This window comes from Candidatus Hadarchaeales archaeon (genome assembly GCA_038823825.1).
GTDB lineage: Archaea > Hadarchaeota > Hadarchaeia > Hadarchaeales > Hadarchaeaceae > JAVZGN01.
In genome coordinates, this window is sequence record JAWBCC010000002.1 from 217716 (window position 1) to 243832 (window position 26117).

Annotated in this window: 26 protein-coding genes and 1 tRNA gene; 8 read left to right on the plus strand and 19 right to left on the minus strand. The window is 47.4% G+C overall.

Annotated elements, in window-relative coordinates:
- Positions 1-52 precede the first annotated feature (52 nt).
- Positions 53-1810 (plus strand): ATP synthase subunit A, encoded by a 1758-nt coding sequence (locus QXF64_03685; protein ID MEM1689586.1) that lies wholly within the window; start codon positions 53-55, stop codon positions 1808-1810.
- Positions 1807-3246 carry a V-type ATP synthase subunit B gene (locus QXF64_03690; protein MEM1689587.1) on the plus strand — a complete coding sequence of 480 codons (1440 nt, stop codon included), beginning with the start codon at positions 1807-1809 and terminating at the stop codon, positions 3244-3246. Before QXF64_03685 ends, QXF64_03690 begins: the two co-directional genes overlap by 4 nt.
- A 27-nt stretch (positions 3247-3273) precedes the next feature.
- On the opposite strand, the gene QXF64_03695 is transcribed toward QXF64_03690, so the two are convergent.
- From QXF64_03695 to QXF64_03705, 3 genes are read right to left on the minus strand one after another with little or no spacing between them, the layout of a single operon-like run.
- On the minus strand, positions 3274-4383 hold the full coding sequence (locus tag QXF64_03695; GenBank protein MEM1689588.1) for a tryptophan--tRNA ligase: 1110 nt from the start codon (positions 4381-4383) through the stop codon (positions 3274-3276).
- Positions 4384-4911, minus strand: a complete 528-nt coding sequence (gene endA / locus QXF64_03700) for a tRNA-intron lyase (protein MEM1689589.1) — start codon at positions 4909-4911, stop codon at positions 4384-4386. It lies immediately after the preceding gene.
- 3 nt (positions 4912-4914) lie between these two features.
- A complete protein-coding gene (locus QXF64_03705; protein ID MEM1689590.1) occupies positions 4915-6420 on the minus strand; it encodes a radical SAM protein in 1506 nt (501 codons plus the stop codon).
- 503 nt (positions 6421-6923) lie between these two features.
- Here QXF64_03705 and speD point away from each other — a divergent pair.
- Complete coding sequence (gene speD, locus QXF64_03710; protein ID MEM1689591.1) at positions 6924-7310, plus strand: adenosylmethionine decarboxylase; 387 nt, start codon at positions 6924-6926, stop codon at positions 7308-7310.
- Positions 7258-8274: a bis-aminopropyl spermidine synthase family protein gene (locus QXF64_03715; protein ID MEM1689592.1), complete on the plus strand. Its 1017-nt coding sequence runs from the start codon at positions 7258-7260 to the stop codon at positions 8272-8274. The genes speD and QXF64_03715 overlap by 53 nt, the downstream gene beginning before the upstream one ends.
- Positions 8275-8406: 132 nt before the next feature.
- Here the strand turns inward: QXF64_03715 and QXF64_03720 are convergent.
- From QXF64_03720 to QXF64_03740, 5 genes are all read right to left on the minus strand, one after another.
- Positions 8407-8537 (minus strand) — tRNA-Trp (locus tag QXF64_03720).
- Positions 8538-8574: 37 nt separating this feature from the next.
- Positions 8575-9738 (minus strand): metal-dependent hydrolase, encoded by a 1164-nt coding sequence (locus QXF64_03725; GenBank protein MEM1689593.1) that lies wholly within the window; start codon positions 9736-9738, stop codon positions 8575-8577.
- Position 9739: 1 nt separating this feature from the next.
- Entirely contained in the window at positions 9740-11059 is a 1320-nt protein-coding gene (locus tag QXF64_03730; GenBank protein MEM1689594.1) for a tripartite tricarboxylate transporter permease, read from the minus strand.
- A 4-nt stretch (positions 11060-11063) separates the two neighbouring features.
- Positions 11064-12485, minus strand: coding sequence for a hypothetical protein (locus QXF64_03735; GenBank protein MEM1689595.1), 1422 nt, complete (start codon positions 12483-12485; stop codon positions 11064-11066).
- Positions 12482-13369 carry a hypothetical protein gene (locus tag QXF64_03740; protein MEM1689596.1) on the minus strand — a complete coding sequence of 296 codons (888 nt, stop codon included), beginning with the start codon at positions 13367-13369 and terminating at the stop codon, positions 12482-12484. The genes QXF64_03735 and QXF64_03740 overlap by 4 nt, the downstream gene beginning before the upstream one ends.
- 50 nt (positions 13370-13419) lie before the next feature.
- Between QXF64_03740 and QXF64_03745 the strand changes: the two genes are divergently transcribed.
- Positions 13420-14004: a DUF429 domain-containing protein gene (locus tag QXF64_03745; GenBank protein MEM1689597.1), complete on the plus strand. Its 585-nt coding sequence runs from the start codon at positions 13420-13422 to the stop codon at positions 14002-14004.
- On the opposite strand, the gene QXF64_03750 is transcribed toward QXF64_03745, so the two are convergent.
- From QXF64_03750 to QXF64_03780, 7 genes are all read right to left on the minus strand, one after another.
- Positions 13931-14797 (minus strand): transcription initiation factor IIB family protein, encoded by an 867-nt coding sequence (locus tag QXF64_03750; protein ID MEM1689598.1) that lies wholly within the window; start codon positions 14795-14797, stop codon positions 13931-13933. The genes QXF64_03745 and QXF64_03750 overlap by 74 nt on opposite strands.
- 9 nt (positions 14798-14806) lie before the next feature.
- Entirely contained in the window at positions 14807-15952 is a 1146-nt protein-coding gene (locus tag QXF64_03755) for an NAD(P)/FAD-dependent oxidoreductase (GenBank protein MEM1689599.1), read from the minus strand.
- A gap of 44 nt (positions 15953-15996) precedes the next feature.
- A complete protein-coding gene (locus tag QXF64_03760; protein MEM1689600.1) occupies positions 15997-16779 on the minus strand; it encodes a hypothetical protein in 783 nt (260 codons plus the stop codon).
- A gap of 106 nt (positions 16780-16885) precedes the next feature.
- Complete coding sequence (gene pstB / locus QXF64_03765; GenBank protein ID MEM1689601.1) at positions 16886-17641, minus strand: phosphate ABC transporter ATP-binding protein PstB; 756 nt, start codon at positions 17639-17641, stop codon at positions 16886-16888.
- Positions 17642-17643: 2 nt separating this feature from the next.
- Complete coding sequence (pstA, locus tag QXF64_03770) at positions 17644-18498, minus strand: phosphate ABC transporter permease PstA (protein ID MEM1689602.1); 855 nt, start codon at positions 18496-18498, stop codon at positions 17644-17646.
- Complete coding sequence (gene pstC / locus QXF64_03775; protein MEM1689603.1) at positions 18495-19442, minus strand: phosphate ABC transporter permease subunit PstC; 948 nt, start codon at positions 19440-19442, stop codon at positions 18495-18497. Before pstC ends, pstA begins: the two co-directional genes overlap by 4 nt.
- Positions 19408-20256, minus strand: coding sequence for a phosphate ABC transporter substrate-binding protein (locus QXF64_03780; GenBank protein ID MEM1689604.1), 849 nt, complete (start codon positions 20254-20256; stop codon positions 19408-19410). The genes pstC and QXF64_03780 overlap by 35 nt, the downstream gene beginning before the upstream one ends.
- An 84-nt stretch (positions 20257-20340) precedes the next feature.
- Here QXF64_03780 and QXF64_03785 point away from each other — a divergent pair, with 84 nt between their 5' ends.
- Entirely contained in the window at positions 20341-21381 is a 1041-nt protein-coding gene (locus QXF64_03785; GenBank protein MEM1689605.1) for a phosphate uptake regulator PhoU, read from the plus strand.
- 5 nt (positions 21382-21386) lie between these two features.
- Here the strand turns inward: QXF64_03785 and QXF64_03790 are convergent, their stop codons facing one another.
- Positions 21387-21749, minus strand: coding sequence for a hypothetical protein (locus QXF64_03790; protein ID MEM1689606.1), 363 nt, complete (start codon positions 21747-21749; stop codon positions 21387-21389).
- A gap of 71 nt (positions 21750-21820) precedes the next feature.
- Here QXF64_03790 and QXF64_03795 point away from each other — a divergent pair, with 71 nt between their 5' ends.
- Both QXF64_03795 and QXF64_03800 read left to right on the plus strand, forming a co-directional pair.
- Positions 21821-22318 carry a Mut7-C RNAse domain-containing protein gene (locus QXF64_03795; protein MEM1689607.1) on the plus strand — a complete coding sequence of 166 codons (498 nt, stop codon included), beginning with the start codon at positions 21821-21823 and terminating at the stop codon, positions 22316-22318.
- Positions 22278-22892, plus strand: a complete 615-nt coding sequence (locus QXF64_03800; protein MEM1689608.1) for a TIGR00296 family protein — start codon at positions 22278-22280, stop codon at positions 22890-22892. The genes QXF64_03795 and QXF64_03800 overlap by 41 nt, the downstream gene beginning before the upstream one ends.
- Here the strand turns inward: QXF64_03800 and QXF64_03805 are convergent.
- The 3 genes from QXF64_03805 to QXF64_03815 are packed head-to-tail and all read right to left on the minus strand — an operon-like array spanning position 22885 to position 26079.
- A complete protein-coding gene (locus QXF64_03805) occupies positions 22885-23433 on the minus strand; it encodes a hypothetical protein (protein ID MEM1689609.1) in 549 nt (182 codons plus the stop codon). The two genes, QXF64_03800 and QXF64_03805, sit on opposite strands and share 8 nt — an antisense overlap.
- Positions 23417-24202, minus strand: coding sequence for a hypothetical protein (locus QXF64_03810; protein MEM1689610.1), 786 nt, complete (start codon positions 24200-24202; stop codon positions 23417-23419). Before QXF64_03810 ends, QXF64_03805 begins: the two co-directional genes overlap by 17 nt.
- Positions 24199-26079, minus strand: a complete 1881-nt coding sequence (locus tag QXF64_03815; GenBank protein ID MEM1689611.1) for an AAA family ATPase — start codon at positions 26077-26079, stop codon at positions 24199-24201. The genes QXF64_03810 and QXF64_03815 overlap by 4 nt, the downstream gene beginning before the upstream one ends.
- Positions 26080-26117: the final 38 nt, after the last annotated feature.

Genomic DNA, 26117 nt, shown 5'->3' on the forward strand with positions numbered 1-26117 from the left:
ACCCTATATAATGCGTCCCTCGAATATTAAGATTTGATAAATCAGGGTGAACATGATGGGAAAAATCCTCAGAATAACCGGACCAGTTGTCATCGCAGAAGGCATGGAAGGTTCAAAGATGTATGAAATGGTCAGGGTGGGTGAGGAGGGTTTGATAGGAGAAATAATCGGTCTTCAGGGCGGAAAGGCGGTTATTCAGGTTTATGAGGAGACTACCGGCATCCGACCGGGTGAAAAGGTTGAAGGAACCGGCTCACCGCTCTCGGTAGAACTGGGTCCTGGACTCGCTAGTTCAATATACGACGGCATACAAAGACCGCTGGAGGTCATCAAATCCCAGGTCGGAGATTTCATCGTTCGGGGAGTTTCAGCTCCAGCTCTTCCGCGGGATAAGAAATGGGAATTCGTGCCTAAAGTGAAAAAAGGTCAAGAAATAAAAGAGGGTTTTATAATCGGAACCGTAAAGGAAACAGAAATCGTTGAGCACAGAATTCTCGTTCCACCCGGGATAAGCGGCACCGTCAGGGAGATATATGATGGACGTTTTAGCGTGGAAGAGCCCATTTGCATTTTGAAGACAACAGAAGGGGAGACAGAGCTTAAAATGATGCAAAAATGGCCAGTCAGGAGACCGAGACCCTACAAGAAGAAACTCGAACCGGAAGAACCGTTGATAACTGGTCAGAGAGTTGCAGACATTTTCTTCCCCGTAGCCAAGGGAGGCACCGTTGCGGTTCCAGGAGGTTTTGGGACGGGCAAAACTGTGTTTCTTCATCAAGTGGCGAAGTGGGCCGCCGCCGACATAGTTGTTTACGTTGGTTGTGGTGAGAGGGGAAACGAGATGTGTGATGTTTTAGTTCACTTTCCAAAACTGAAAGATCCGAGAAGCGGGAGATCTCTAATGGAGCGGACGATTCTTGTTGCGAACACCTCAAACATGCCGGTCGCCGCTAGAGAGGCAAGCGTGTATACCGGAATAACGATAGCCGAATATTTCCGAGACATGGGCTACGATGTTGTTCTGATGGCAGACTCGACCTCACGATGGGCGGAGGCGATGAGGGAGATATCAGGTAGGCTTGAGGAAATGCCTGGAGAAGAGGGATATCCAGCTTATCTGGCTTCCCGTCTTGCAGAATTCTACGAGAGAGCCGGACGCGTGATAACACTCTCCGATATAGAGGGCTCTGTCACGGTTCTCGGCGCGGTTTCCCCGCCTGGTGGTGACTTCTCCGAGCCAGTCACCCAGAATACGCTCAGAATCGTAAAGGTTCTTTGGGCTCTGGACGCTTCTCTTGCCGACAGGAGGCACTTCCCCGCTGTTCATTGGCTGAGGAGCTATTCTTTCTATGTTGACCAAGTGGCAGACTGGTGGAAGAAAAACTTCGGGGAGGATTGGAGAGTCATGAGAGAGGAAGCAATGGCGCTTCTTCAGAAGGAGGCGGAACTCCAAGAGATCGTTAGGCTTGTTGGCCCGGACGCTCTGCCCGAACACGATAGAGCTCTTCTCGAGTCTGCAAGAATGTTGAGGGAGGATTTCCTTCAACAATTCGCTTTTCACGAAGTAGACAGCTTCTGTATGCCGGAGAAGCAAATCGGAATGTTCAAAATAATTCTCATGTTCCATCGTTTGAGCCTTGATGCGGTTTCACGCGGAATTCCGTTGGAAAAAATATCATCTCTTCCCGTGCGTTTGAGAATCGCAGATATGAAGAGGATACCGATTGACAAATGGGAGACAGAGTTCAGGAAGATTGAAAGAGAAGTTAAAGAGCAGTTCAACAGTCTGTTTGAGGGTGTGAAATCTTGAGAAGCATTGAGTATGCAACCGTCAGGGAAGTTTCCGGTCCTCTGATAGTCGTAGAGGGAATCAAGGGCGCGGCTTACGGAGAAGTCGTTGAGATCGTAACGCCATCTGGTGAGGTGAAACGCGGACAGGTTCTCGATTCATACAGTGACAGAGCAGTTGTTCAGGTTTACGAAGGAACCTCCGGAATAGACACGGTTAAAACGAGGGTGAGATTTACAGGGGAAACGATTAAACTCGGTGTGGGTCTCGAACTCTTGGGAAGAATCTTTAACGGAAGAGGAGACCCGATAGACGGTGGCCCGAGGCCAATCGCTGAGGATGTGTGGGATGTCTACGCTCCACCCATGAATCCGGCCTCACGCGAATATCCGAGCGAATTCATTCAAACCGGAATCTCCGCAATAGACGGGATGAACACTCTGGTCAGAGGACAAAAGTTGCCAATTTTTTCGGGTTCCGGTTTACCGCACAACCAACTTGCAGCGCAGATAGCCAGGCAGGCCAGAGTTTTGGGAGAGGAAGAGAGATTCGCCGTAGTTTTCTGCGGGATAGGGATCACTCATGAAGAGGCAGCCTTCTTCATCAAAGAGCTCCAAACTAGTCTCGAGAGATCTGTGGTTTTTCTGAATTTAGCGAATGATCCGGCGATTGAGCGTATTTTAACACCGAGACTTGCTTTGACCGCCGCAGAATATCTTGCTTTCAAGCAACAAATGCATGTTTTAGTGATTCTTACAAACATCACAAACTATTGTGAGGCTCTTCGTGAAATTTCCGCGGCAAGGCATGAGGTCCCTGGGAGAAGGGGGTATCCAGGGTATATGTACACAGACTTGGCGTCAATTTACGAAAGGGCAGGAAGGATAAGAGGAAGAAAAGGTTCTGTGACCCAGCTCCCCATCCTCACGATGCCTGGTGATGACATAACCCATCCAATCCCAGATCTGACTGGATACATCACGGAGGGCCAAATAGTTTTTGACAGAGAACTTCACCATAAAGGGATATACCCCCCAATAAACGTTCTTCCCTCTCTTTCGAGGTTGATGAAGGATGGAATTGGTAAGGGTAAAACAAGAGAAGATCACGCAGATCTCTCAAGTCAGCTATACGCGGCCTACGCGGAAGGAAGAGACATAAGATCTTTCGTGGCAATTGTCGGGGAGGAAGCCTTGACGGACAGAGATAGAAAATATCTTCAGTTTGCGGATAACTTCGAGAGGAAATTCGTTAATCAGGGAGTTTATGAGAACAGACCGATCGAAGTGACTCTAGATCTCGGCTGGGAACTCCTTCGCCTATTGCCTGAGAGCGAACTCAAAAGGATAGACCCAGAACTCAGGAAGAAGTATCTTCACAGGTTTGAAGAAAGCGCTCAGAACTCAAGATCTTCATCATCTGGATCAGACAAGCCAAGTTCCTCATCGCGCACTTAAATTTCGATTTTCCAGATTTTATCCCTTTCATTCGATGTTTTCGATCAGTTTGGCAACACGTTCAAGAGAACTCGCATATCTCTTTCTGTGCTCCTTCAGAAAGTCGAGGAGGAGTTCTATAGCCATCTGCTTGCATTCCCCGCAGATCATTTTCCCGTTCATGCACATCTCTCTGATTTCAAGAAGTTTCTCATCGCTGGGTATCAAGTGATAGAAATATAGATCGAAAACTCTACATATGTCCGGATTTCCTCCTTTTTCTCTTTGTTCTCTGGCCGTTGGCTTTCCACCGGTGAACGCATTCATGATCTTTCTCCTCACGGTTTCGTCGTCGTCTGTGAGAAACACAGCGCTTTCTGGTTTACTGCTTGACATTTTCTCCTCGATCAGCCCCGGCAAGAGTTTGTGATAGGTTGCTGATGGAGGAATGAATCCAAAATCTCTCTGGAATCTATTTGCTATATCTCTCGCCAGTCTTATGTGTGGGTCTTGATCGATTCCGACCGGAATGACCGTCGGTATCGGTCCGCAGAATTCGGGTAGTTGGGGGTGAAGGATGTCCGCCACGTCGATGATCGGATAGTATATCGAGGAAAGGCTGGATTCTCCGGAAAATCCGTAGATCGCCCTTAACTCGCTGAAGTTGACTTTTTTGGAGAGGAGGAAGGCGAGTTTCTTGACATGCTCATCCGTTGACTGAAAGTAAACGCGGCATCTCGAGAGATCAAGTCCTAAAGCATCGTAGTTGGCCAGATATTCTTCGATCGCTATTTTTCTAGCTTCCTCAAGCGATAGATCTCTCGCAGAATATGCCTCTAAATCGGCGACACAGAGAAATATCTTTGAACCTTTTATCTTCGAGTACCAGATGAGCTGATCTATCACCATTTTGTGGCCGAGGTGCATCTTTCCGCTCGGCATCAGACCCGTCATGACCGCGAACTCTTCTCCGCGTAAGATTTTTTCCAAAATTCTTCGAAAATCTCTGTGGCCGAAAATTATCTTTCTCCTCATTATAGTCATTGGGTTTGGGATATCTGGAAGGAGTTCCTCAAATGGGGATATTCCAAACTCCTCCATTAGCCTCGCATAGTTCTCCGGAAGTGTGGCCTGCCAAGGATCGATTCTGACCGGCATTCAGAGCCGCTCCCTGTTTAACGAATAGTATGTTACGTCTCCCTCATCATCGACGATGGCATATAATATTTTTTTACGCACGCTTTGCGCCACTCTGACGTCGCCAGAGATATCGCTTACACTAAACCTGGCGTGCTCCGGGACTACTCTCACCAAGAATTTCGAGTGAGATTCCGGCGGTTTTTCTCCTTTCTCATAAACTCTGAAGTGTGCTCCAAACTTTAAGCCTGTTCTTACTATGTATCCTCTGCCGCGCAAGTCTGAGTATGCCGCGTACTTAAGTGGAAGTAGTTTGTCTTTTTTCGAAAATTTAGCCATCAGCTGATTGAAATCTAACTTCTCTCCGCGTTCGTAAACTTCGAGCTTTCCCTTCTCAACGAGGAATAGGGTTTCAACAGGCGCGAGCTGTAATTTTCCATCTCCAAGAAGTTTTCCGAAGAATCCCTTCTGATATATCCTGTTTGCCGCGAGGTTATCCGCAACGATCACGCGGTCGCCACAAAGTTCTCCTTTCGCGATTTCCTCCATTTTTCATCCCTGAGCGGTTTCCTTTTGTTTGCTCGTCTCGCTCTTTAACGAATTCCAGTAGTACAGATTATATACGCATCCCGGATCGGGCCCGCTAACGTCTCCGTAATATCCGTACGCTCTTGCCCGACATCCACCGCAGACAAACCTATACTCGCAGTTTCCACATCCTAAAAGGGCATTTCTATTCCTGAGTTTCCACAAGACTTCGGATTTTTCCCAAATCTCCTTCAAATCGTCAGTTTTTATGTTTCCAAGCTTGATTGGCATGAAAACACAAGGGGTAATATCTCCGTTCGGCTCTAGCCCGCAGTAAAGTCTCCCTGCTCCACATCCTCCGAGGAAGTCTGCGAGGCTTTCGGTTTTTCCGCGCAGAGCTTGTAAGAGTCCTTCTGATGTGAAGTGGGTTGCGACGATCCCTCCATATGCTGAAACAACATTTCCGTAGAGTCCGCAAGCAAATTTTAGAGAGACGACGGAGTACTGTGGTGCGGTTGAGTAGCAAATGAGTCCACCATTGCTGTTTATCATCTTCAGGTAGAGGAACTTTAGGAGTTCTTCCCTTTCTTCCGGTTCGAGGTCCTGCTCCACGATTTCTTTTCCTCTGCCAACCGGGACATAGTTAAATATTATCACCCTTTTCACGCCCAGCTCCTTTTCTGCGAAATCAACGAGCTGGGGGATCTCCCGATAGTTCATTTTCGTTGCCGTGATAGCTACGCAGGTGTCAATGCCCTCCGCCACACAATTTTTTATACCCTCGCATGTCTTCCTCCAAACGCCTGGAATTCCGCGGAACTCGTCGTGGGTCTTCTCTATCCCATCAAGCGAAATCTCCACGTAGTCAAAGATTTCTTTGACTTTTTTTGCAACGTCCGGCGTTATCAGAGTTCCGTTCGTTGCCATAGAGACGAAAAATCCCTTTTCCTTCGCGTAGCCAGCTACCTCCCAGATATCCTTGCGAACGAGTGGTTCTCCACCGGAAAATGCTATGGCAACGACTCCGGCTTCCTCAAACTGATCGATCACTCGTTTTGCTTCCTCTGTCGTCAGCTCATCGCTCGCTTGACCTCCTCCCGCGTTCTCATAGCAGTGCTTACACCAGAGGTTACAGGCGCGCGTGTAGTTCCAAACGACAAGAAACGGGGAAGCAGATGTGAAGGGGCGCTCTGCTCCAAATTTCGCTATTCCCTCGAGAACGTTCACCATCCCCCGTCTTATCACGGGGTCTCTGAGATGTTTTTTGAGCTCTTCCTCCGGATATCCGAAAGCTGTGGCTCCTCTCTTTATGACGGTTTTTACAACAATCGATGCCAGCCTGTCGCGGATGTCTGCGTCTGTTTTCTCACCAATGTATGCTCTGATAGCCTTGTCCAGCCTACTACCACCTTTTCTACTTTTGCCGCAAACGAATCGTAGGGCAAATCTGGAAAGGGGATTGTTTAACCACCTCTGGACGGATTGGACGATTACTTCTTCCCTTCCAACTTGCGATTCCACGGATCCCATCGTTTGACTTTTCTCCGGCAGCTATATAAGCCCGTTCGTGTTTAATTATTATTGGGGCGGTCACGCTAATAGAGCGGCGAGCCGAGACGATGAGGAGAATTTAAAAGCCGAGACTCTTTTGCTTGTCGAGGAAGAGTCACCTCCAGCCGAGTCGGTGTGGCCCGTCGCTCAAATCATATTAGCTTTTTATTTTAGATTTTCTGCGGAGAAAAATATGGGGTGAGGAGGGTGCCGAAGTGCTCTGCTTGCGGGAAAAACGTGAAGGATCCGGAGAAAATAACAACTTGCTCTGGATGCGGAAAAAGGCTTTGCATATCCTGTTTTTCCAAACACAAATGTTGAAAGCCACAGATGTCGCTTATGGGCAAAAATTATCAGAATAGGTCAGGAAATATTCTAGTTTTTCTTTCTTTTTTGGTTTATTGAGAAAATCTTTTTAAGTTTCGCGAAAATAAAATAATTTTGGCGTGATGGCGTGAAAGCGGTAATGTGGGGTGGTGGGCATGGGGCTCCACATTATCGCCGAATTCTTAGGGGTGAAAGAGGAGAAAATTGCAACAATAAAGCAATTGAAGCCGATAGTAGAGAGAGTAGTGAAGAAAAGCGGTTTAAACGTGGTTTCTTCGGCATATCATCAGTTTAAGCCGTATGGAGTCACCTGCGTTTATCTTTTGATGGAATCGCATCTGGCGATTCACACTTGGCCAGAAGTTTGCTACATGGCTGTGGATATCTTTACATGTGGGAAAAATCGGAAAGCAAAGGAGACGCTCGAGTTGTTGAGAAAGGAGTTTTCTCCGAAAAAGGTGAAGATGAAGATCATAGGGAGGCTTGAGTATGAGAAGCTACTCGAGAGAAAAGAAAATTCTGCGAGAGCTGGCGGGAGGTAAGAAGACTCTTTGGGAGCTTCTCGCGTCGTATCATTGGACTCTGCGAGACTTCATCTCTGATATAAACAGACTCTATGACGAGGGGAAGATCTCGACGGATGGGAAGTATATATATCTCAAGGAAAAAATTGGGGCAGATGGTTTTAGCTCGATTGTGTGCCCGAAATGTGATGGAAGACGTGTTCTTCCAAAAAATCATGTTTTTATAGAGAAAAGATTTAAACGGTTGCTCAGGGATAGGCCTAAACCGGAGGTCAAGTTTTTCCAAGGATATATGCGCCCCGAGGATGTTCTAGCCCGAATTGCTTTGATGGATATGTATGGTGACGTGGAGGGAAAGTCAATAATCCTGATCGGAGATGACGACCTTGTGAGCTTGGCCCTGGCCCTGACGGGACTCCCAGAGAGAATCGTTGTGTTGGATATTGATGAGAGATTGGGAGAATTCATGCGGAAGGCTTTGCGTGAGGATGGGGTAAAGTCGGTGGAGTTTATACATCATGATGTCGCGGAGCCTCTTCCAAAAGATTTGAGACGGAAGTTCGATGTTTTTGTCACAGACCCGCTCGAGACGGTTTCTGGGCTCAAGGCTTTCCTATGCAGAGCCGCTTGTGCTCTCAAACCTACGGATTCAGCCGGATATTTCGGTTTGACAACGCTCGAGGCTTCGCCAAAAAAATGGCTTTGGGTTCAGGGACTTCTCTACAGAATGAATCTTGCGATCACAGATGCCGTGAGGGAGCACTCGAGCTATCCTACCCAAGATTACCACATAGGTTTTCCGTACGAGGAGCCAATTCTGAAGAAGTTGAAGTTTAAGTATGAGCTTCCGCCGGATGTCTCTTGGTATAAATCGACATTTTTCAGGGCTGAGGCTGTCGGAAAAGTTAGACCGATTCATTGTTCGAAGCACATCCGCGTGAGGGTTTGGGACGAGGATGACATAACCTGGCCGAATCGTTAGCAAGTTTCGTTTTTTGCTGGAGATAATTAGACGCAGGATGTGTTGGGAGATCCACCCTCTTTAACTCGCTTTGCCGAAACCATACCTCCAGAATACTCAAAAAGATGATAAAGGGGAATTCAATGCCGGCAGTGGTGGGGCCGCCAGGATTTGAACCCGGGTTTGCGGGTCTCACCGGCTCCAGTGGGTCATCATCTTTTCGTCAGCAGACCCACCTCATTCCACTGGAGCCCGCCGTGATAACCAAGCTACACTACGGCCCCACCATTCCTATACTCTGTCAGACACAAGTTTAAAACTTTAAAGAGATGGTCCAAGCCAGAACAGAAATCCGAACAGGATAAAGAGGACGGAAATTCCCAGAATTCTGAGTATGAGCGGTGGCTTCGGCACTGTTGGCACAAACAAATCTTCATCCGGTTCTCTTTCCTCTTCTGCCACCGCCGCCACACCAGCCGTTGCAGGAGTCGCAACTTCACCGGCAGCTGCTCTTCCCCTCAGCCAGAGATAAACAATCCCTATTATCGACCACGGAACGCAAATAATGAGCAAAAGGTAAATCGGCAGTCCGAGCCTTAATATCGCAGGTACGGCATACGAAGAACTCACCAAAGCATTGTATTTGTTGAGATTCCAGAGGATTATCGCCATACAAGAGTAAACTATGAGAGAATTCCAGAACGGATCGGAAGCAGAAACCAACTGAAGACCACCCAATCTCTTTTTCGTAAATGGCCAGAAGAGATTCCCACCCATATGGCCATAAGAATCAAAGATGATATGCCCAAGCCAACCCAAGAATGCGACGAGCCATGCTATCCAGTTTCTCAAAATAGCTCCGACCACAGCGGAAAGCAAAAGTCCGAGCGTTATGCTGTGACCGGCCCGTCTGTGGAAGGGAATGAAGATTATTTCGACGGATCCGTCCTCCCGCTTGAGAAATCCGAAAGAAGGTCCTCCAAAACCTTTTATCTCCGTCGGCTTTCCGTACGTTTCGATGATGTTTGGCTTGAATTTCGCGGAAGCGTAGGCCTTCTCCTCCGGAGGTTCTGTTCCGGGAATGGGAACGCCCGACGTTGTCACATGCGGTCCAACCCTAACCTCAACTTTCTTCTCCTTGGCGTTGAAGAAAACAGAGTACTGTCTCCAGAGATCTGGTCCAAGTCTGATCGTGTGAAGTTTTATTTTATACATTTTGCCAGGTTTCATTTCCGCAGCCTTGTTTATCCCCTCCGCAACCTTTTCCGCGATTTCTTTCGGGTCGATCTTATCCGGATGAGGATCTATCACCGTGTCGTGTTCCTCCATGTAAATGAGAAATTTGAAATCGATCGTATCCGGGAGAAGTCCAAATATCCCACCAAGCAAAATTATGAGGGAGTCCTCAGCAGCTGCTCCGAAAACTAGACTCTTGAAGAACGTGGCGATCGTAAGTCCAACTATGAAGTGGGTTAAGCCGCGCATCTCAGTATCCCCCAAGCCAGCACGCTATCTGCTCACCCAAGCCAGCCATGTTGAGGAAAATCGGGAAGAAGAAACCCAAAACCAAGTTCAACCTTCTGGTTCTAAACATCGGCGGAATAAGCCCAAGTCCAGTTGTGATCACCAAAAGTAAAAGACCTGTGGCTCCAGCGAAAATGAAAACTATCGCAAGGATTATCATCATAGCCACAATCGAAATCTTCCTGTAGCTTATTCTTGTGACCATTTTTGAGAAGACAAACCGCGAAAGCAAGACGAGCAGAATGAATGCGAAGAGGGTGGTGAACGCAATTGTTGCAACGAGAAGCCAGAAATCCGAAGATGATCTTGGCTGATAGACCATGCTTGTGACCCACGCCATCCCTCCGCGTGTGAGGTGGAGGAGCGGAACCCAAAAGAGGAAGAACGCACCGACGTAGTATGCGAATCTTCCAGCAGATCCGGAAACCATAAACGAAGTGTCCCCCCTTGTTGACGTAGCATGCCCGGCTAACACTCCCCCAACCCCAGCCGTTATCACGGGCTGGAAGGCTGCGAAGGTTCCGCCGAGAAAACCGGCCATTGTCCCATGCGCAACTTCCTGCCATCCCGCGTATATCCCAGTCGATTTTGACTGCTCAGGCACCTTGGGATTCGAGAAGATGTTCATGAGAACCCATGGCATTGCGAAAAATCCGACGAAAACCGGGAGGATGTTCTGGAAGGCTCTGTCAGGGGGCATCACCGGCGTGTTGAGAACGATGAAGCCCAATATCATCGAGAGGAAAAAGACAAATATCCCGGCAACGAGGCTAGACCAACCATCGGCTAATCTCCCGAGCCTCGTCTTTTTTCTGCTCCCCCAATCTTTTGGCCATTCAGACATCAAAAGATAAACCACAACCCCAATGAGTATCCACGCGAAGTGTGGTGTGGTTAACCTACGGAAGACTTGGAATAAATATGGTGCGGCTGGCGAGATGGCAACGAGAAGGATTGCTGCCCCAATTGCACCAAGCCCAGAAAGAAGGCAAGCTTCCTCTCCCCTACCGTATAGCAAATATTTCTGGTTCGGGAAAACCATATAGAAGGTACTGTCGTCTGGCGAACCCATGTATGTTGTTGTTATTATGCCTACAACCGAGTAGGCTACCAGCATTCCTATGAGAAAGAGCGAAAAAGCTAGAGGATTGAAAGGATACGCAATGTAGATGACGACGGCTAGTCCAGCAAAATTCAATGGATGCAGTCCCGGCAGGATGGACAAACAGCTCCCGGCGAGAACACCAAGCATACCCCAAAGGAGATAGGCTAAGCTTTCCATCTTCTTACACCCTCCATATGTCTTCTATCGAGCAAACATGGAGCACTTTTTCTCCCCCAACCACGGATATTTTTCCAACGGTGTTGATGTTCTCTCCAGCTCTGGGTGGATCCGGCAGTCGCTCATAGACGAAGTTTGGAATCAAAACTTTTTGAACCAAACCTGATGGAGATTCGACCATGAGAATTCTGTCGGGTGGGAGAAGACCTTTTTCTCTCGTCGAGATCTCGACAATACGACCCGCAACCGTTGCCAAGATGTCGACCTCAAGAGTCTGGAGATTCTCAGCAATGGGAGGCAGAAATTCACCCTCCAAAACATTAGGAATTTGTGGCCCGACGAAAGTAACCACAAGCTTACCCTCCCTTTTTTCAACTTTTCCGACGAATTCGATCGAGCTTCCCCTCCTCACAAGCCTCTTCGTTTCAGGAGGAAGAGTCTGAAAGATTTCCTCTTCTATGTAGGCCTTCGGCATATTTACATTATCCAGCCACAGGATTCTCCTTGTGATCTTTAGACTGGTGGTGGTACCAACAGCCTCAGAGAGTGTTATTTTTCCAGATGTCTGGATGTAACTTCCGATGAGGTTTTCCGATATCTCAGAGAGTCGGACCAGTTTCGGTTCTTCTTTTCCCAACACTTCGATATCTGAGAAGAGTCCAACCATGAGCTGAGGTGTCCCCTTGTAGGAAGAAACGCCTCCAGTTATCCTGACTCTATCTAGAACTTCCAGCCCGAGCGGTCGTTTTTCAACATAAACTTCGAGACCAAGGGGAACGTAAAGCTGGATTTCAGAGGAACCATCCGAGATGTAATATATGTTTGCAGAGCCGAGAGCCCGCATAGAGGTTACCACCCCTTCAATCATCACCCTCTTGTAGAGCAGGGCAACATTTCTCAAGACGTCAGAAGGTGTGGAGACGACGGGTGAAAGGGGCTGGATTTTTATGTCACTGGCGAGGGAAACAGTCATCATCTTATCCCTCTCGGATAAAACTCGCGTTTGACCGAAAATCTTCACCCTGTCGCCAACACGTGGAATCCTTCTTTCCATGAGTAACTCTTCGAAAGCCGGAGAGTAAACCCTCACCTCTATGGTGGATATCTCTGGATCGGTCGAGCTAAAGTCTGAGACGGAGAAAGATATGTAGTTTCTCCCATAGAGAGGCCCGGAGGTTACAGTACCCTCAATCAGGTTGTGAGAATAATCCATCCACGTGTCGATCTGCGAGATGCTTATCGGCTCTTCCCCAGATGCCTTGACGTGCATGAGGAAAGCCCCTACACCAAGCACCGCCAAAATCACACATATAACCCACAAATACAGAAGCCGGATTTTTCTAGTTGTATCGGTTAGGCAGTGTGGGCACGGAACTTTACCTCCTGTTTCCTTTCCGCAGACCGGGCAGATTTCATTTTTCTTCAAGGAATCACCTTTATGTCCTCCCAAGAAGCTACCCAAAGCTGAGGTGTCCCATAGTAGCTTTGAAGAGCCCCGGAAACGGTTATCTTGGCACCAATCGCTGGGTACGCACCCCCAAACCTCTCGAGGAACTTGGGGATCATGATGTTCATGGACTCCTGCGTTTCGACCTCATACAGCGTCAGATTTTTTGCAAAGCCGAGGTCGTCTATTGAAATAACTTTTCCTGTGACTTCGAGTCTTTCATACTCCGTGAAGTTTTCCGGGAAGTGAACGACATCATGTATCCTGACTTTCCTACCGGCCGGACGTTCTATCTTCAAGAAACCTTCAGGATATTGAACGATCAGCATCTGGAACTGGTTGGCTTTATCTCCGACGGCTCTGACCCTTAGGCTTCCTCTGACCGTCACGATGTCTCCAACAGCTGGGAAAGCCGGAATCGGAGAGCCCTTGGCGAGTCGCTCGCTTTCAAGCCTGATGAGGGCCTTCGTGGTTGCGTCGTATGCCCTGATGAAAATGCTCGCCTCCGAATTTTCCGGATCGACGAGATACATGCCGAGAAAATTCGTATCCTCGTAAAATTTCACGAAAGTGGCTTTTCCCGTTAAGACGGCTTGCCCCATGTTCATAAGAGTCGCGTTTTCTTTGAAGAGATCGGATATTGCGATTTGATAAGGCTGTTTTGCGATTATGTGCAATCCTCTGACGTCCGCGCAGAGGAAAAGAACACCCAAAACGGCGACCGAGAGCCCACCCCACTTGAGCAACCTGAAGGAAAGCCTTTTTGGAACTTTACTTCCGCAATAGGGACACTTTTCCAGAGTTCCGACGTATCTTTTACAATTTGGGCAAAAGACCTCCTCGGAGGGCCCCACCGGTTTCATGTAAAGCAAACTCTTTTAGAAGTTCTAACAATAAAAATTTTTTGATTTTTGTGCGGGTTGGGGGAATAGACCTCTCGGGAAGTGAGAAGAGACCGACAGGACTGGCATTCCTTGAGGGTAAAAGATGTTTAACGGCAACGGTTTTCACGGACGATGAGATTCTCGAGCAGTGCTCAAGGCGAAAGGTTTCTCTCATCGCCATAGATGCACCTCTCAACTTTCCCAAGGAAGGCAATCTCAGGCTTTGCGATCGCATTTTGATCTCGCGAGGTCTACGCGTCTTTCCGCCGACTTTCGGTGGAATGCGTAAGCTGACCGAAAGGGGCATAAGGATTTCCTCCCTCCTTCGTTCCTCGGGCTTTAACGTCATCGAGGTTCATCCGAGAACTTCCGGGATCGTGATTTTCGGCACTCCGGATAGAGAAAAATGGTTGATGAGACTCAAAAAAGCTGGTTTCAAAATCTCACCGAGTTCTGATCACGAGATCGATGCTATACTTTCCGCTCTCACAGCTTACCTCCACTTCAGAGGTTTCACAGAGACCGTCAGCGGTGATGGGGCTATTGTTGTTCCTGGAGAAGCTTCTCAACGAATTTTGCTCCGGACGAGATGCTACTCACGGAAACGCCAGTGATTCTGGATATCCTGCGGATGCTCATTTTTTCTCCAGAAATCTTTGCAGCGAGATATATGATGGCAGCCGAAAGATTGGCCGGCGGTCTGGCTCTTGCCCTAGGTCCAGATTTCTTGAAAAGTTTCATAGCAATTTCGCTCGTGCTGCCGGAAGCATTCAGTTGTGTGAGAAATCTCCCTAAATAATCTTCTACTCCGACTCCGTCTTCTATTTTCATTTCCTTCTTGAAAGCGAAGAGAAACTTGCGGAAGATCTTCTGCACGAGTTTCTTCTCGAACGGGTGCCTCTGGGCAGCAATCTTGAAAATTTCCTTTTCACTTCTAGGAATCTTTAGCCGCCTGCAGGCGAGGAGAACGACAACCGGAACAACGATTCTGAGATCTCTCCCCTTTGTCAGTTTCATGCTCCTCGCCTTCCTGTAGATCACACATGCCTCAACCTTCACGCTTCTTGGAAGAGAGAGGCTTCTGCAGAGATTGTCGATTTCGATCAGGGCATCCCTCTCCCCACGCTCTTTCCAGTTGGAAACTTTAGAAATCCGGTGTAGATATTTGAGTCTTCGCATCTGCGAGCGGAAGGCCGGAGAAGGATTATCGGTTTTTCCAATCTCGCTCCCGATTCCCAAGTCATGTCTAGTCTGATCTACCCATGTGATGTTCTCCTCTTCCCACCTTTTTCCAGAACCTTCAGCCGGCATCCTGTCGTATATCACCAACCCGCAGGAAGTACAGATGAGCTCTCCACGTTCTCTATCATAAAAGATTCCTGCACTTCCGCACGACGGACATATCAAACAATCACCCTAGTGGGTCAAAATTGAAGATATCTCGCTATTGGATAGGATATTCGTCAGCGGGACATGTGGAGTTTCGGCCAGCAGGATCTTGACGAAATCTCTAAGAGTGTCCTCATTCTTGCAAACAATCTCCAAGAATCTGGAAACCTTTTTATCCTGCATGGTTCCGAGCCCCCTCCACAACTTGGAGTATTTCTGTATCTCTTCACCGAGTGTTTTTCTCCACTTCGCGTCATATTCTGAAAGAGCTTCTGAGTCCCCCGCAGCCGCCAGACTGGCAGCATCGCCAGCCAATCTCCCACATTCGATTTCATACCTTAGGATGTTCACCGCAAGCGGTGGGATTTGTCCTGCAGACTTGCCCGCCGCCAAAATGCCTTTTTCCCAAAGCTTCGTGAGCGGCCCAGACATGGGTTGAGAGGTTTTAACGCTAACGATCGGCGATGCCCCTTTCAGACAGGGATGTGCAACTCTTCCGATGAATTCATCCAGCGCTGTTCCGGGATGTATTCTCAGGCCGAGCACACCGGTGGATGCTAAGCCCTCTTCAACGGGGAAAATCCAGCCGAATCCTCCCGGAGCAGAATATGAGGATAAATGAATCTCAGCTTTTTCGCAGTTAGCGTTGGCCATTAAGTATTCGCAGCGAAAAGCTAGGTTCTCGCCTGACCATTCGTGACTAGCAAATTTCTTCATAAAAAGACCAGACCAATCTCCCGAAGATCCTGAGGCATCTATCACTACTTTTGATTTGATTTCCTCGACCCATCCGCCGCCAGCCGCTTTCACGCCGATAACCCTGCCAAAATCGACTAGCAGATCTTTGACCGGAGCGCTTGTCCAGATTTCTACCCCGGCTTTTGTTGCCTCAACTGCCATACTACGAAGGAGTTTGGAATAATCGAGAACAGAAAATTTCCCCTCAATTTCAATATTTTTCGAGCTACAAATGATTTTAAGATTTCTCGTCTTGCTGGTGACTGATTGTTTGAATTCCTTTGGGACTTTCTCGCAGAGCACATGGTGCGATTGCCAGCCAATCGCAGCTCGCATCTCGAGAAGAAGAACTCTTTGGTTATGCTCAGCAGCTGTCTTGGCTGCCGAAAGTCCAGTTGCTCCTCCACCTATAACGACTATATCGTATTCTAACATTGCTCTCCTCAGACTTGTTCTGAGGAGGTTTAAAAAGCCGAACTCTAAGCCTGCGCAGGTTTTTTCTTCCTAAGCAGAGCTGCGGCAACAGCGATACAGATGATTATTACAGCAACTCCGGCGATTATTGGCAGATTTGACATGGGAGCCGCCGCAACCGTTGGCCAGTCGGGTATGTCTACCGTAGCGGAGAAGCTACCAGTTGCCGGTGCGGTTGCGCTAACAACTACGGGTGTATCTACATCGATATCGAGCTCGTTGGTCGTTACGTCGAGCTTTCCTCCACCCTTGAGATAGACAGTATTCCCAACCTGACGTTCGACTTCAGGCCTGTATGTTTTTCCTCCCATCTTGAACTCCACGTAGTTGTCCTTTCGCTCGAACGTCATATTCTTCAGACGCAGCCTGACCCGCAAAGTAACGCTCTCCCCTTCCACCGGTGGTCTCATCACGTAATTGTCTATTTGTGTGTTCTCGGACAACACTTGGATGACTAGTGCTGTTATGCTTTTTTCATCAGGACTGACCCAAGCCTCCGAGTATTTTGCGCCCTTTGGTGGATATCTTGGCGTCCACCATCCAGTATAAAGATATTCAGTTGATCCAGTTGGCTGCCACCATTCTCCAACGTTGAAGCAGTTTGTTCCGGAATAGAAATACGCTCTGACTTCCCACGTCCCTCTGTCGAGCGACATTCCAGGAGGCTTACGCAATGTCACGTGCACAGTGTAGGTGCCACCAGCCTTGATCTGGTCGGTTGCACTTACTAAGGCAGAGCCCAAGAATAAGAGCAGCAAACTTCCTGCAATGATTCCGGCTTTTTTCATCCAATCCAAATAAAATTTTTGCAACGTTTGAGTAATTAAGCCTTATGATGGGAATTTCGGAAATGACTCCAAAAATCCAGTTGGTGGCCAAAATTTTCGTTTATGGCTACCCAAACTTTCCTTTTATATAGAATCTGGTTCTTGGATTTCGAGCATTTTTGAATATTCGTCGACTGGTTCCGAATTCTACAAGTTTACCGAGGTAAAGAAATGCTACATAATCTGAAATTCTTGCCGCCTGCTGTATGTTATGCGTAACTATCACAATCGTATAATTCTTTTTCAAATCGTAGATTAAATTCTCGATTTTCCACGTGGAGATGGGATCGAGTGCGGAGCACGGTTCGTCCATGAGAAGAACCTCGGGCTCAACGGCGAGAGCTCTGGCTATGCAGAGTCTCTGTTGTTGCCCGCCTGAAAGCGCCAAGGCAGGAGAGTCAAGTTTGTTCTTTACTTCATCCCACAAACCGACCTTTTTTAGAACTTCTTCTACTCTTTCATGGATTTCTTTCCCGCTAAGGCCGCCGTTGATTTTTAATCCGTAGGATACATTTTCGAAAATCGATTTCGGAAACGGATTGGGTTTTTGGAATACTATTCCTATTTTTTGTCTCAATTCGCTGAGGTCCATCTTCGGAGAGTAGATTGATTTGCCATCTAGCAAGATGTCTCCGCTTACTTTCACGCTGTCAAACATCTCGACCAATCGATTGATCGTTTTCAGAAGCGTGGTCTTGCCGCATCCGGATGGGCCGATAATAGCCGTGATTTTATTCTCCGGGATTCTCATGTTTATGTTTTTTAATATCCAGTCCTCACCGAACCAGACGTTCAGATTTTTTATCTTTATTTTGTCTTTCATAATCACCACATCTTCTTTTTACCATAGTGCCACCTTATGATCGAGGCTCCAAGGTACATCGTAAGCACGAGCATCATCAGAACAAGTGCTGTTCCAAATGCCATTGGTCTGGCAGCCGTTACATCGGGGTGTTCGACGTTAAGCACAAAAAGATGATAGGGGAGAGCCATCACAGGTGCAAATATCGAGTTCGGTAGTCCTCTTGTATAAAAAACGGCCCCCGTAAACAGTATGGGTGCAGTCTCCCCCGCTGCTCTTCCTATACTCAGCATAGTGCCCGTTATCACGCCCGGTAACGCAGCCGGAAGCACGACTCTAAATATCGTCTGCCACTTGGTTGCTCCAAGCGCAAGACTCGCTTCTCTAAATTCATTTGGAATGCTCTTCAGGGCTTCCATTGAACTTATCGTTATAGTTGGGAGAGTCATAAGGCTTAGCGTGAAGGCCGCCGATATGAGCGAGACCCCCCAACCCAAGAACTTGACGAAAAAGACCATGCCAAAAATTCCGAAAATGATCGAAGGAATTCCATTCAGATTGTAAATGGCGTTGATAATAGTTTCCCTAATTCTTCCTGGTTTCGCGTATTCTACAAGGTAAATTGCAGTCATCAGACCAAGCGGGAATGAGATGGTGACAGCGAGCGTTACTAGAAGAAGAGTACCGACTATTGCCGGAAAAATGCCGCCCCTCGTCATTCCCTCCCTCGGAAATCCGGTTAGGAATTCCCAACTCAAAACTCCAATTCCGTTTGTCGCTATGAAAAACACCACGAGTCCTATGAACCCCAAAACGATCGTTATCGAAAGACGGGCTATCAGAAACGCGATTTTTTGGGAAATTTTTCTCGAATTCATCTGGCAACCCTCCTAACTTTTCTTGAAATTATCCAGTTTGCAATGAAATTCACAGCAAAGGTTATTGCGAAAAGCACCAGTCCTATCCCAAATAGAGCACTGTAGTGAAGAGATCCGAACGAGACTTCACCCATCTCAATCGCAATTGTTGCCGGCATAGTTCTAACCGGAGAAAATATAGAGGTAGGGATTACGGCCGCACCTCCGCTTAACATCATTACTGCAATGGTTTCACCAATGGCTCTTCCCAGTCCAAGCAGGACCCCTCCAACGATTCCAGATGAAGCTGCCGGTATCACAGCGTTTTTTATTGTTTCCCATTTGGTCGCACCGAGCGCAAATGACGCTTCTCTGTATTCGTTCGGAACTGCTCGTAGAGAATCCTCGATTATGCTAAGCATAGTCGGAAGAATCATAAAGGCCAACACGAGCCCAGCAGTTAGCGCAGTCTGTCCAGTCGGTAAACCGAAAAATCTCTGAATGAAAGGCACGAGTACTACAAGTCCAAAAAATCCGTAGACAACGGATGGGATCGCCGAAAGCACTTCGACCGTGGTTTTGAGGAGATCTCTTACTTTTGAGCTGGCGATTTCCGAGATGTATATTGCTCCGAACAGCGCCAAGGGAACAGATACTGCCAAAGCAAGCGAAGTTACGAGAAGGCTACCCAATATCATCGGCGCGATGCCAAAGGAGGGGGGATGAGCGGTAGGTAGCCACTTATGGTTTAAGATAAAATTTGTGACCCCGATATTCGTGAATACCGGAATCGATTGAGTAAAAACGAATATGAAGATCAGAAAGACGAAAAATATGGAAAAAGTAGCGAAAAGACCTGTGACGGTCTTTCCGGAAAAGACACGCTTGGTTATCCCGCTAGGGAAAAAAAATGGTCGCCCACGGGTTTTCTCACGTGAGCGACACGAATCCCTTCTCCTCAACAATTCTCTGCCCCTCCGGCCCCTTGACGAACTCTATGAACTCTTTAGCGAGCCCAGATGGCTCTCCAATAGTGTACATGTAAAGAGCTCTCGAAATCGGATACGTTCCATTTAAGATGTTTTGTTTTGTTGGAAGAACTCCGTTTACTGCAAGTGCTTTAACACCGCTGATATAACTGATGCCGACATAACCAATTGCATTTGGGTTTGTTGAAACAATTTGTCGCATTTCTCCGCTCGACATTGTTGTTAGTACAGAAGAGGACATGTTCTCTCCTCTCATCACCAGTTCATGGAATGATTCGTACGTTCCGGAGGTAGTTTCTCTGGTATACACAGCGATCGTAAGATTCGGTCCACCTACTTCCGACCAATTCCTTATTTCTCCAGTGTATATCTTCTTTATCTGCTCCAAGGTCAGGCTGTTCACAGGATTGCTCGGATGGACTATCACCGCTAGGGCGTCTAGCGCGATTTTATGCTCGACCAGTCGTCCTCCAGCTCTCTCATTTTCTATGTTCTTTGCGCGTCTTGAAGACGTGGCTATATCGCATCTACCCTCTATTAGGGATGTTATGCCGACACCGGAGCCGCCACCCGAAACATTAATAGTGTCGTACGGGTGAGCGTTCATCCATCTTTCCGCAGCAAGCTGTGTTATCGGTAAAACGGTGGTGGAGCCAGCGATGTTTATCGATCTTGGTTGAATGTTTGAACCATTTTCGCCTACTTCGTTCGTTCTTATGCCTACTAGAAAGACCGTAACCAGCACAATACCCAGGGCCACCGAGGCCACAACTACTGTCGTAACTTTCATTTTATCCCCAAGTAACGAAAAAGCGCTTCTTTTATATAGATTGTCCAAATATTTTATATACCTGTAAATTAAGTATATAGATCGATGGCAGAGAGAAAAGAGGAAAGCAGGAGAATCCAGTTAACCGGAAAGTCCACTTACATCGTTTCTCTTCCGAAGTGGTGGGCCTCTGAAATGAAACTCAAACCAGGGGATATCATTAACATGATCGTTCAAGATGATTCCCTGTTGCTGACTGTAAGAAAGTCAGCCGTGGAACACGAAAGAGAGAGAGAAGCCACCCTGAAGGTTTTACCCGATGAAAATCCAGACAAGATCATTAGAAAAATAGTTTCGCTCTATCTTGTTGGCTATAACACAATCAGGATAATATCTGAGAAGGAAAGGATATCAAATCTGCAGAGCGAATTAATAAAGAATTTTGTGAGAACCAAGCTAATCGGGACAGAGGTGATTATGGACCTCCCCACCGAGATAGTGGTTAAGGTGATACTCAGCTATCCGGAATTATCGATAAGAGACGCTGTTAGGAGGATGACGCTAATCACAAAGTCGATGATCGAAGACTCGATAGAAGCCTTGAACAAAAAAGACCACGAGCTGGCCAGAAGCGTGATAGTCAGAGATGATGATGTGGACAGATTTAGTATGTATATAATAAGGCAGCTGAAATCTGCCGTAGGAGATCGCAGAATAATGCGCGATGTTGGGATTGAAAGCGCGCGCGATTGTTTAGGATATCGACTGATCGTCAAAAGTGTGGAGAGAATTGCGGATCATGCTTCCACGATTTCCAAGAATGTGATTAAACTGCGAGGCGCAATCGATCATTCGGTTGTCGAGAAGCTTTCAGAAATGAAAGACCTAGTGGTGAGAGCATTTGAGAAAACAATCGAGTCACTTTTCAAAGAAGACCCAGAGTTATCCGAGGAGGTCATCGGGATGAAAGAGCTCGTCGTAAAATCCGAGAATCAAATAGACGAGATGATCATGAAAAAACCAGCGCGCACGGACGCGATAGTTATCAGCCTGATCGTCGAAAGTCTGCGTAGAATGTACGAGTACAGCTGTGACATAGCAGAAGTAGTCTTGAATTTAACGTTAGAGAAGCAACAGGCGGTCTGAATCTATTATTCCTTCGCTCGCTCAGGTGGAGAAGTAAAGCTCAGGACACCCTGCTTAGGCTCGTAAATATTTCCGGCTTCTTTCTCACTCTTCAGAATTTCCTGAACTTCTTCTTTGCTCAGACCTACCTTTTCCGCTATTTCCAAGATTTCAGAAACTTCGACCATCCCGGTTGGATCTTTGCTTGCCAGAGCTCTCATAGCCCTCCTTATAAAGTCTACTTTTGCCTCATGTCCGCGTAGAATGAGAGGTATTTCCCTCTTCTTCGCAGGGGAGGCACTTTCCACAGAGACGTAAGTTCCCACATCTATCTCGAGCGTGAAGGTCTTTCCGCAAAGCGGACAGGTCACCTGAACTCTATGCCTCATACATTCACCCTTTGGAGCCACTCCGTATATGAACTTTTTCTTATTAGTTTGGACAAGTTAAGAAGATAAGTGTGAGATTCGCTGTCGACGGCATGCTCGGAAAATTAGCCAGGTGGCTTCGAATAGCCGGGCACGACACGATTTATGCTAGAGATCTGAAGGTTGAGCCTGATAAGGAGGACGAAACCCTTCTCCAGTTGGTCGCAAGACAGAGGAGGGTTCTTCTTACAGCTGATAAAAACCTTTACACAAGAGCACTGGGTTTTGGTTTGAAAACAGTTCTCATAACGAAAAAAGACGTGGTTGATCAACTACTGGAGATATCAAAGGCGCTCGGTAGACGCGTGAAGTTGGATTTTGAAAAGTCTCGCTGCCCAGTTTGCAATGGCACCTTGATTCAGGTAGATCTATCGGAAGTCTCTGAGGATCTGAGGAAGAAGAACAAAGATTTTTGGAAATGCTTATCTTGCGGAAAAGTCTACTGGGAAGGAAAACACTGGAGAAGTATAATAAAGACCGCTGAGAGGTATGAACGTGAGGTCGGAAAATCTCTCCCTAGAAGAAGGTAAAATTTTGGTAAAAACAGCAAGGACGGTGATAGAAGAATACGTCAAGTACGGTAGAATCCCTCCCAAGCCTCAAGTCCCGGAAAGTCTTAAGCAACCCCGGGGAGTTTTTGTGACTCTCGAGAAGAGGGGAGAACTCAGAGGATGCATAGGTTATCCTTTCCCTTCGATGCCTCTGATAGATGCTCTTGTGGACGCGGCAATCAGTTCTGCTACGAGAGACCCCCGTTTTGAACCGGTCGGTCCTGAGGAGCTCGATGAGATAGAGATAGAGGTGAGTGTGCTCTCAAAACCCGAGGAAATTCGCGTGAAACATCCTAGAGAATATCTCGAAAAGATAGAAATCGGACGTGATGGTCTCATAGTTCAATATGGTGGATACTCGGGTCTCTTGCTCCCTCAAGTTCCGGTCGAATGGGGATGGGATGTCGAAGAATTCCTCTGTCAGACGTGCATGAAAGCTGGCCTTCCTCCAGACTATTGGCTGAAGAAGGATGTCAAGATAATGAAGTTTACGGCTCAGATATTTCGCGAAAGGTCTCCGGGCGGGGAAGTCGAGGAGAGGAGACTCATCTAGTCTCTTCTTTCTTCTCCTTTCCAAGCAAAAGAGAAAGAAGGGTTTTTTCATCAACTTCCGCTCTTGTCCTCCAGCCCAAGTAAAGAACCCCCTTTTCGTCCTCCTGTAGATATCCCATCCTTATGAATCTGTCGATGGCGCTCTCTACTCTCCACTTTGGGAATTTCTCCTCCAGGATCTTCTCGATTTCCTTGCCTGCCACCTTTCCCCCCCTTGCGAGAATTGTGGCGAGCGTCATCGTCAAAATTGCCATGTCATCTATTCTCCATCCAAACGTTCTCACCTCTGAGAACTCCGGGTGTCCTCTGAAAGTTACAACAAACCTATCAGACTCAGAGTCTCCCTCTTTAACGACCTTCACGGTTAGCCCGAGCTTCTCGAGCTCAGCGTCCAAAGCTTTTATCACATCCTCATAGTTTCTTCCCAAGGCTCTCCTCAATTCCCATCTTCTCGCCCCAGGTTCTCTGTGATGCTTGAAGAGAAGAAGCTGTGCGGCTCTAGAGAGTTTCTGCCTGATTTCGACTTCATCCTTTTCTGGCATGCTTCCTCCACTCCTCGTAAGTTATTGGTATGACGAGAGTTCTCGGCTCAGCTTCTTGAGCGGGTTTGCTTCTCGGTCTGATTATTATATCTTCTTCAAGAGGCCTGACTTCGACATCAACGTAGCCATAAGAAATCAGAAAACTCATGATCCAGGAACGTCTCACGGTTTCCTCAAAAGTTTTTGCGCATACCCACTTCCAGTAAGAGATTCCCCTTTTCCCCACATTTTGCAACATTTTTTTCCACTCTTCTTCAAGGATTCTGCTGAATTCTTCTTCCGAGAGGATTCCCATCTCTCGCAGTTCTTCCTCTGTTATCCTACCGGTCTGAAGCTCCATTCCGCCGAGTTCAGCTCCTCTTTCGCTGAGGGGCGGCAGCTCCGTCCAATAATCTAGACCGGTTCGCAGCGCCGATGGGGAAATGGATTCCATCTCCAAGATTGGATGCCAGCATTTCGTGAAAATTTCCGCAAGTTCCGCAGGCTCCATCACTTGCATCTTGAGTGTTATGAGGAGAGGGTCCAAGTAAAGCACAGAAGACCTGTGTTTGAGCCACTCGCTTTGGTGAAGTATGACATCCGCGAGTCCGGAAACTGCCCGCATGTCCAGGTAAAGCTCTTCGAGCTTCTTCAACTCCGGGAAAAGTTCACGCAGTTTTTCGAGAAGCTCTTTGACCTGCACGTCAAACGGATCCAGACCTCTTGATCTAACACTCTCGCATAGGTCGATTATCCTCTCGATTATTTCTCTTTTTTCCTTCACTTTCATCCGACTACCTCCACTCTGGATACCCCGCCGATTTTCTGCACAGTTATGACGTTTTGGATTCCCTCGACGTTCGTTATCTGTCCTGGCGTGATCAAAACGTACTGCGCTTCTTCATCTCTAGTGACTTCAATGAGGCCACGGAGGAGCTCCTCCCTATTTTTGGGATCTAGATGGGCTTCGAACTCGTCTATTGCGCGGAATGGCGATTTTATCTTTCTCTGGAGGGCGAGCAGGAAGCACATGATCGCAGAGGTTCTTTCACCCCCGCTGTGAACTTGTGCGTCCAGCAGCGTCGGTTCCATTCCCCTAAACCCGACGGATATCTCAAGCCCAGCCCTCTCGATATCTTCTGGATTGGAAATGAAAAGATCTCCGGTTCCTCCGACCCTCTCCAAGAATCTTAAGTAATCTTTTCTGATTTCATCCAGAAGTCCTTCAATCTCTTTTTTCCACCTCTCTTTTCTCAGTTCTAACTCTTCCAAGGCTTTTCTTCTGTTTTCTTCAGCGATCGTTGCCTTCTCCTCAAGATCCTTCACTGTCTGCTGGTAGCTCATGAACATCTTTTCCACGTCGGGTGAGATGTCAGCATAAACGGCGAGCTGTGTGTTAACAGCTCTAAGCTCGTCAAAGACATCCTGGGGTTTTCGTCCGCTCTTTATTCTTTTTCCAACCTTTTCAGCCTCTGCGATGAGCTCCTCCAGCTCTCTCCTGGTTCTCCTGGCCGAGCTTTTCAACTCTGAGAGTTTTTCGGCTAGGATGCTCTTTTTTAGGTCGGAGACAGCCAACTTGATTTTAATCTGCGTCCCCTGATCCCTAGTTTCTCTGATTTTCCTCTTTATTTCAGCGATCTTTTCCTTCAGCCTCTCGATTTCTACCGCTTCCCTACCAATTTTGAGTTCCTTTTCGATTTTTCTAAGCTCAGTCTTATCAGAAATCAGCCTGCCGAGTTTTTCCAGAACCTCCAATCTACCTTCGGCTCTAGCCTGAATTCTTTCACACTCGATTAGCCTGTTGTAACTCGCCTCGAAATCGAGCTCAAGCTTCTCGAGCAATCTGTCACAGGCATCATCCTCCTTTACCAGTTTCTCCATCTCTCTCGAGATCTCTGCTAGCTCCGATTCCTTTTCAGAAATTTCCGTTTCGAGTGACTGTAAGGCTTCCTCTTGCTTTTCGACCTTCGCCCAGGCGTATTCGAGCTCCAGTTCCTTTTTCCTCCTTTCAAGCTCGATTTTTCTTTTGAATCTTTCATACTCCTTCTCCCAATAGCGCAGGGTTTCTCTGGCCTTCTCAAGCATCGCTGTGATCGACTGTTCTTCGCTCAGAACGTGTGAGAGTTTTTCTCTTGCCTCGATAATTCTTTCCCTGTATTCCCTGAGACCGACAGCTTCCTCGACCATTCGAAGTCTCTCGGTTGGGTCTACAGCACCGAAAACGTTTATCATGTTTTGATGCATTATGATGAGCATATTCTCTGGATTTATGGAAAGTCTTTCGAGGAGGCGGAGGACCTCCCCTTTGCTGACCATTCTGTTGTTTATCTCGTGCCAGTAGTTTCCATCCCTGCTCAGGTAACGGGATAAAACCACCGTATCGGCAGGTATGCTCGGAATCGGCCGTTTCCCATCTTGTGGGCTATTGTTGAAAACTATGCTCACCCGTCCGAGTTTCTCACCTCTCCTTATCAAGTCTCCAAGTCTTCTTGACCGTTCCGTGTATGTCTGCCCCAGCGCAACAGATATTCCTAAGAGAATGGAGGACTTGCCGGCTCCGTTTGGCCCGCAGATGAGGTTGAGCCCCGGCTTCAGCGGGACCCTTGTGTACACGTGGCTCATGAAGTTCTCCAGGATGACTTCTTTTATTATCGAATTTTCTGCCATAGAGTTCCCCACTCTTAGACTCTACGCCAACTTTAAAG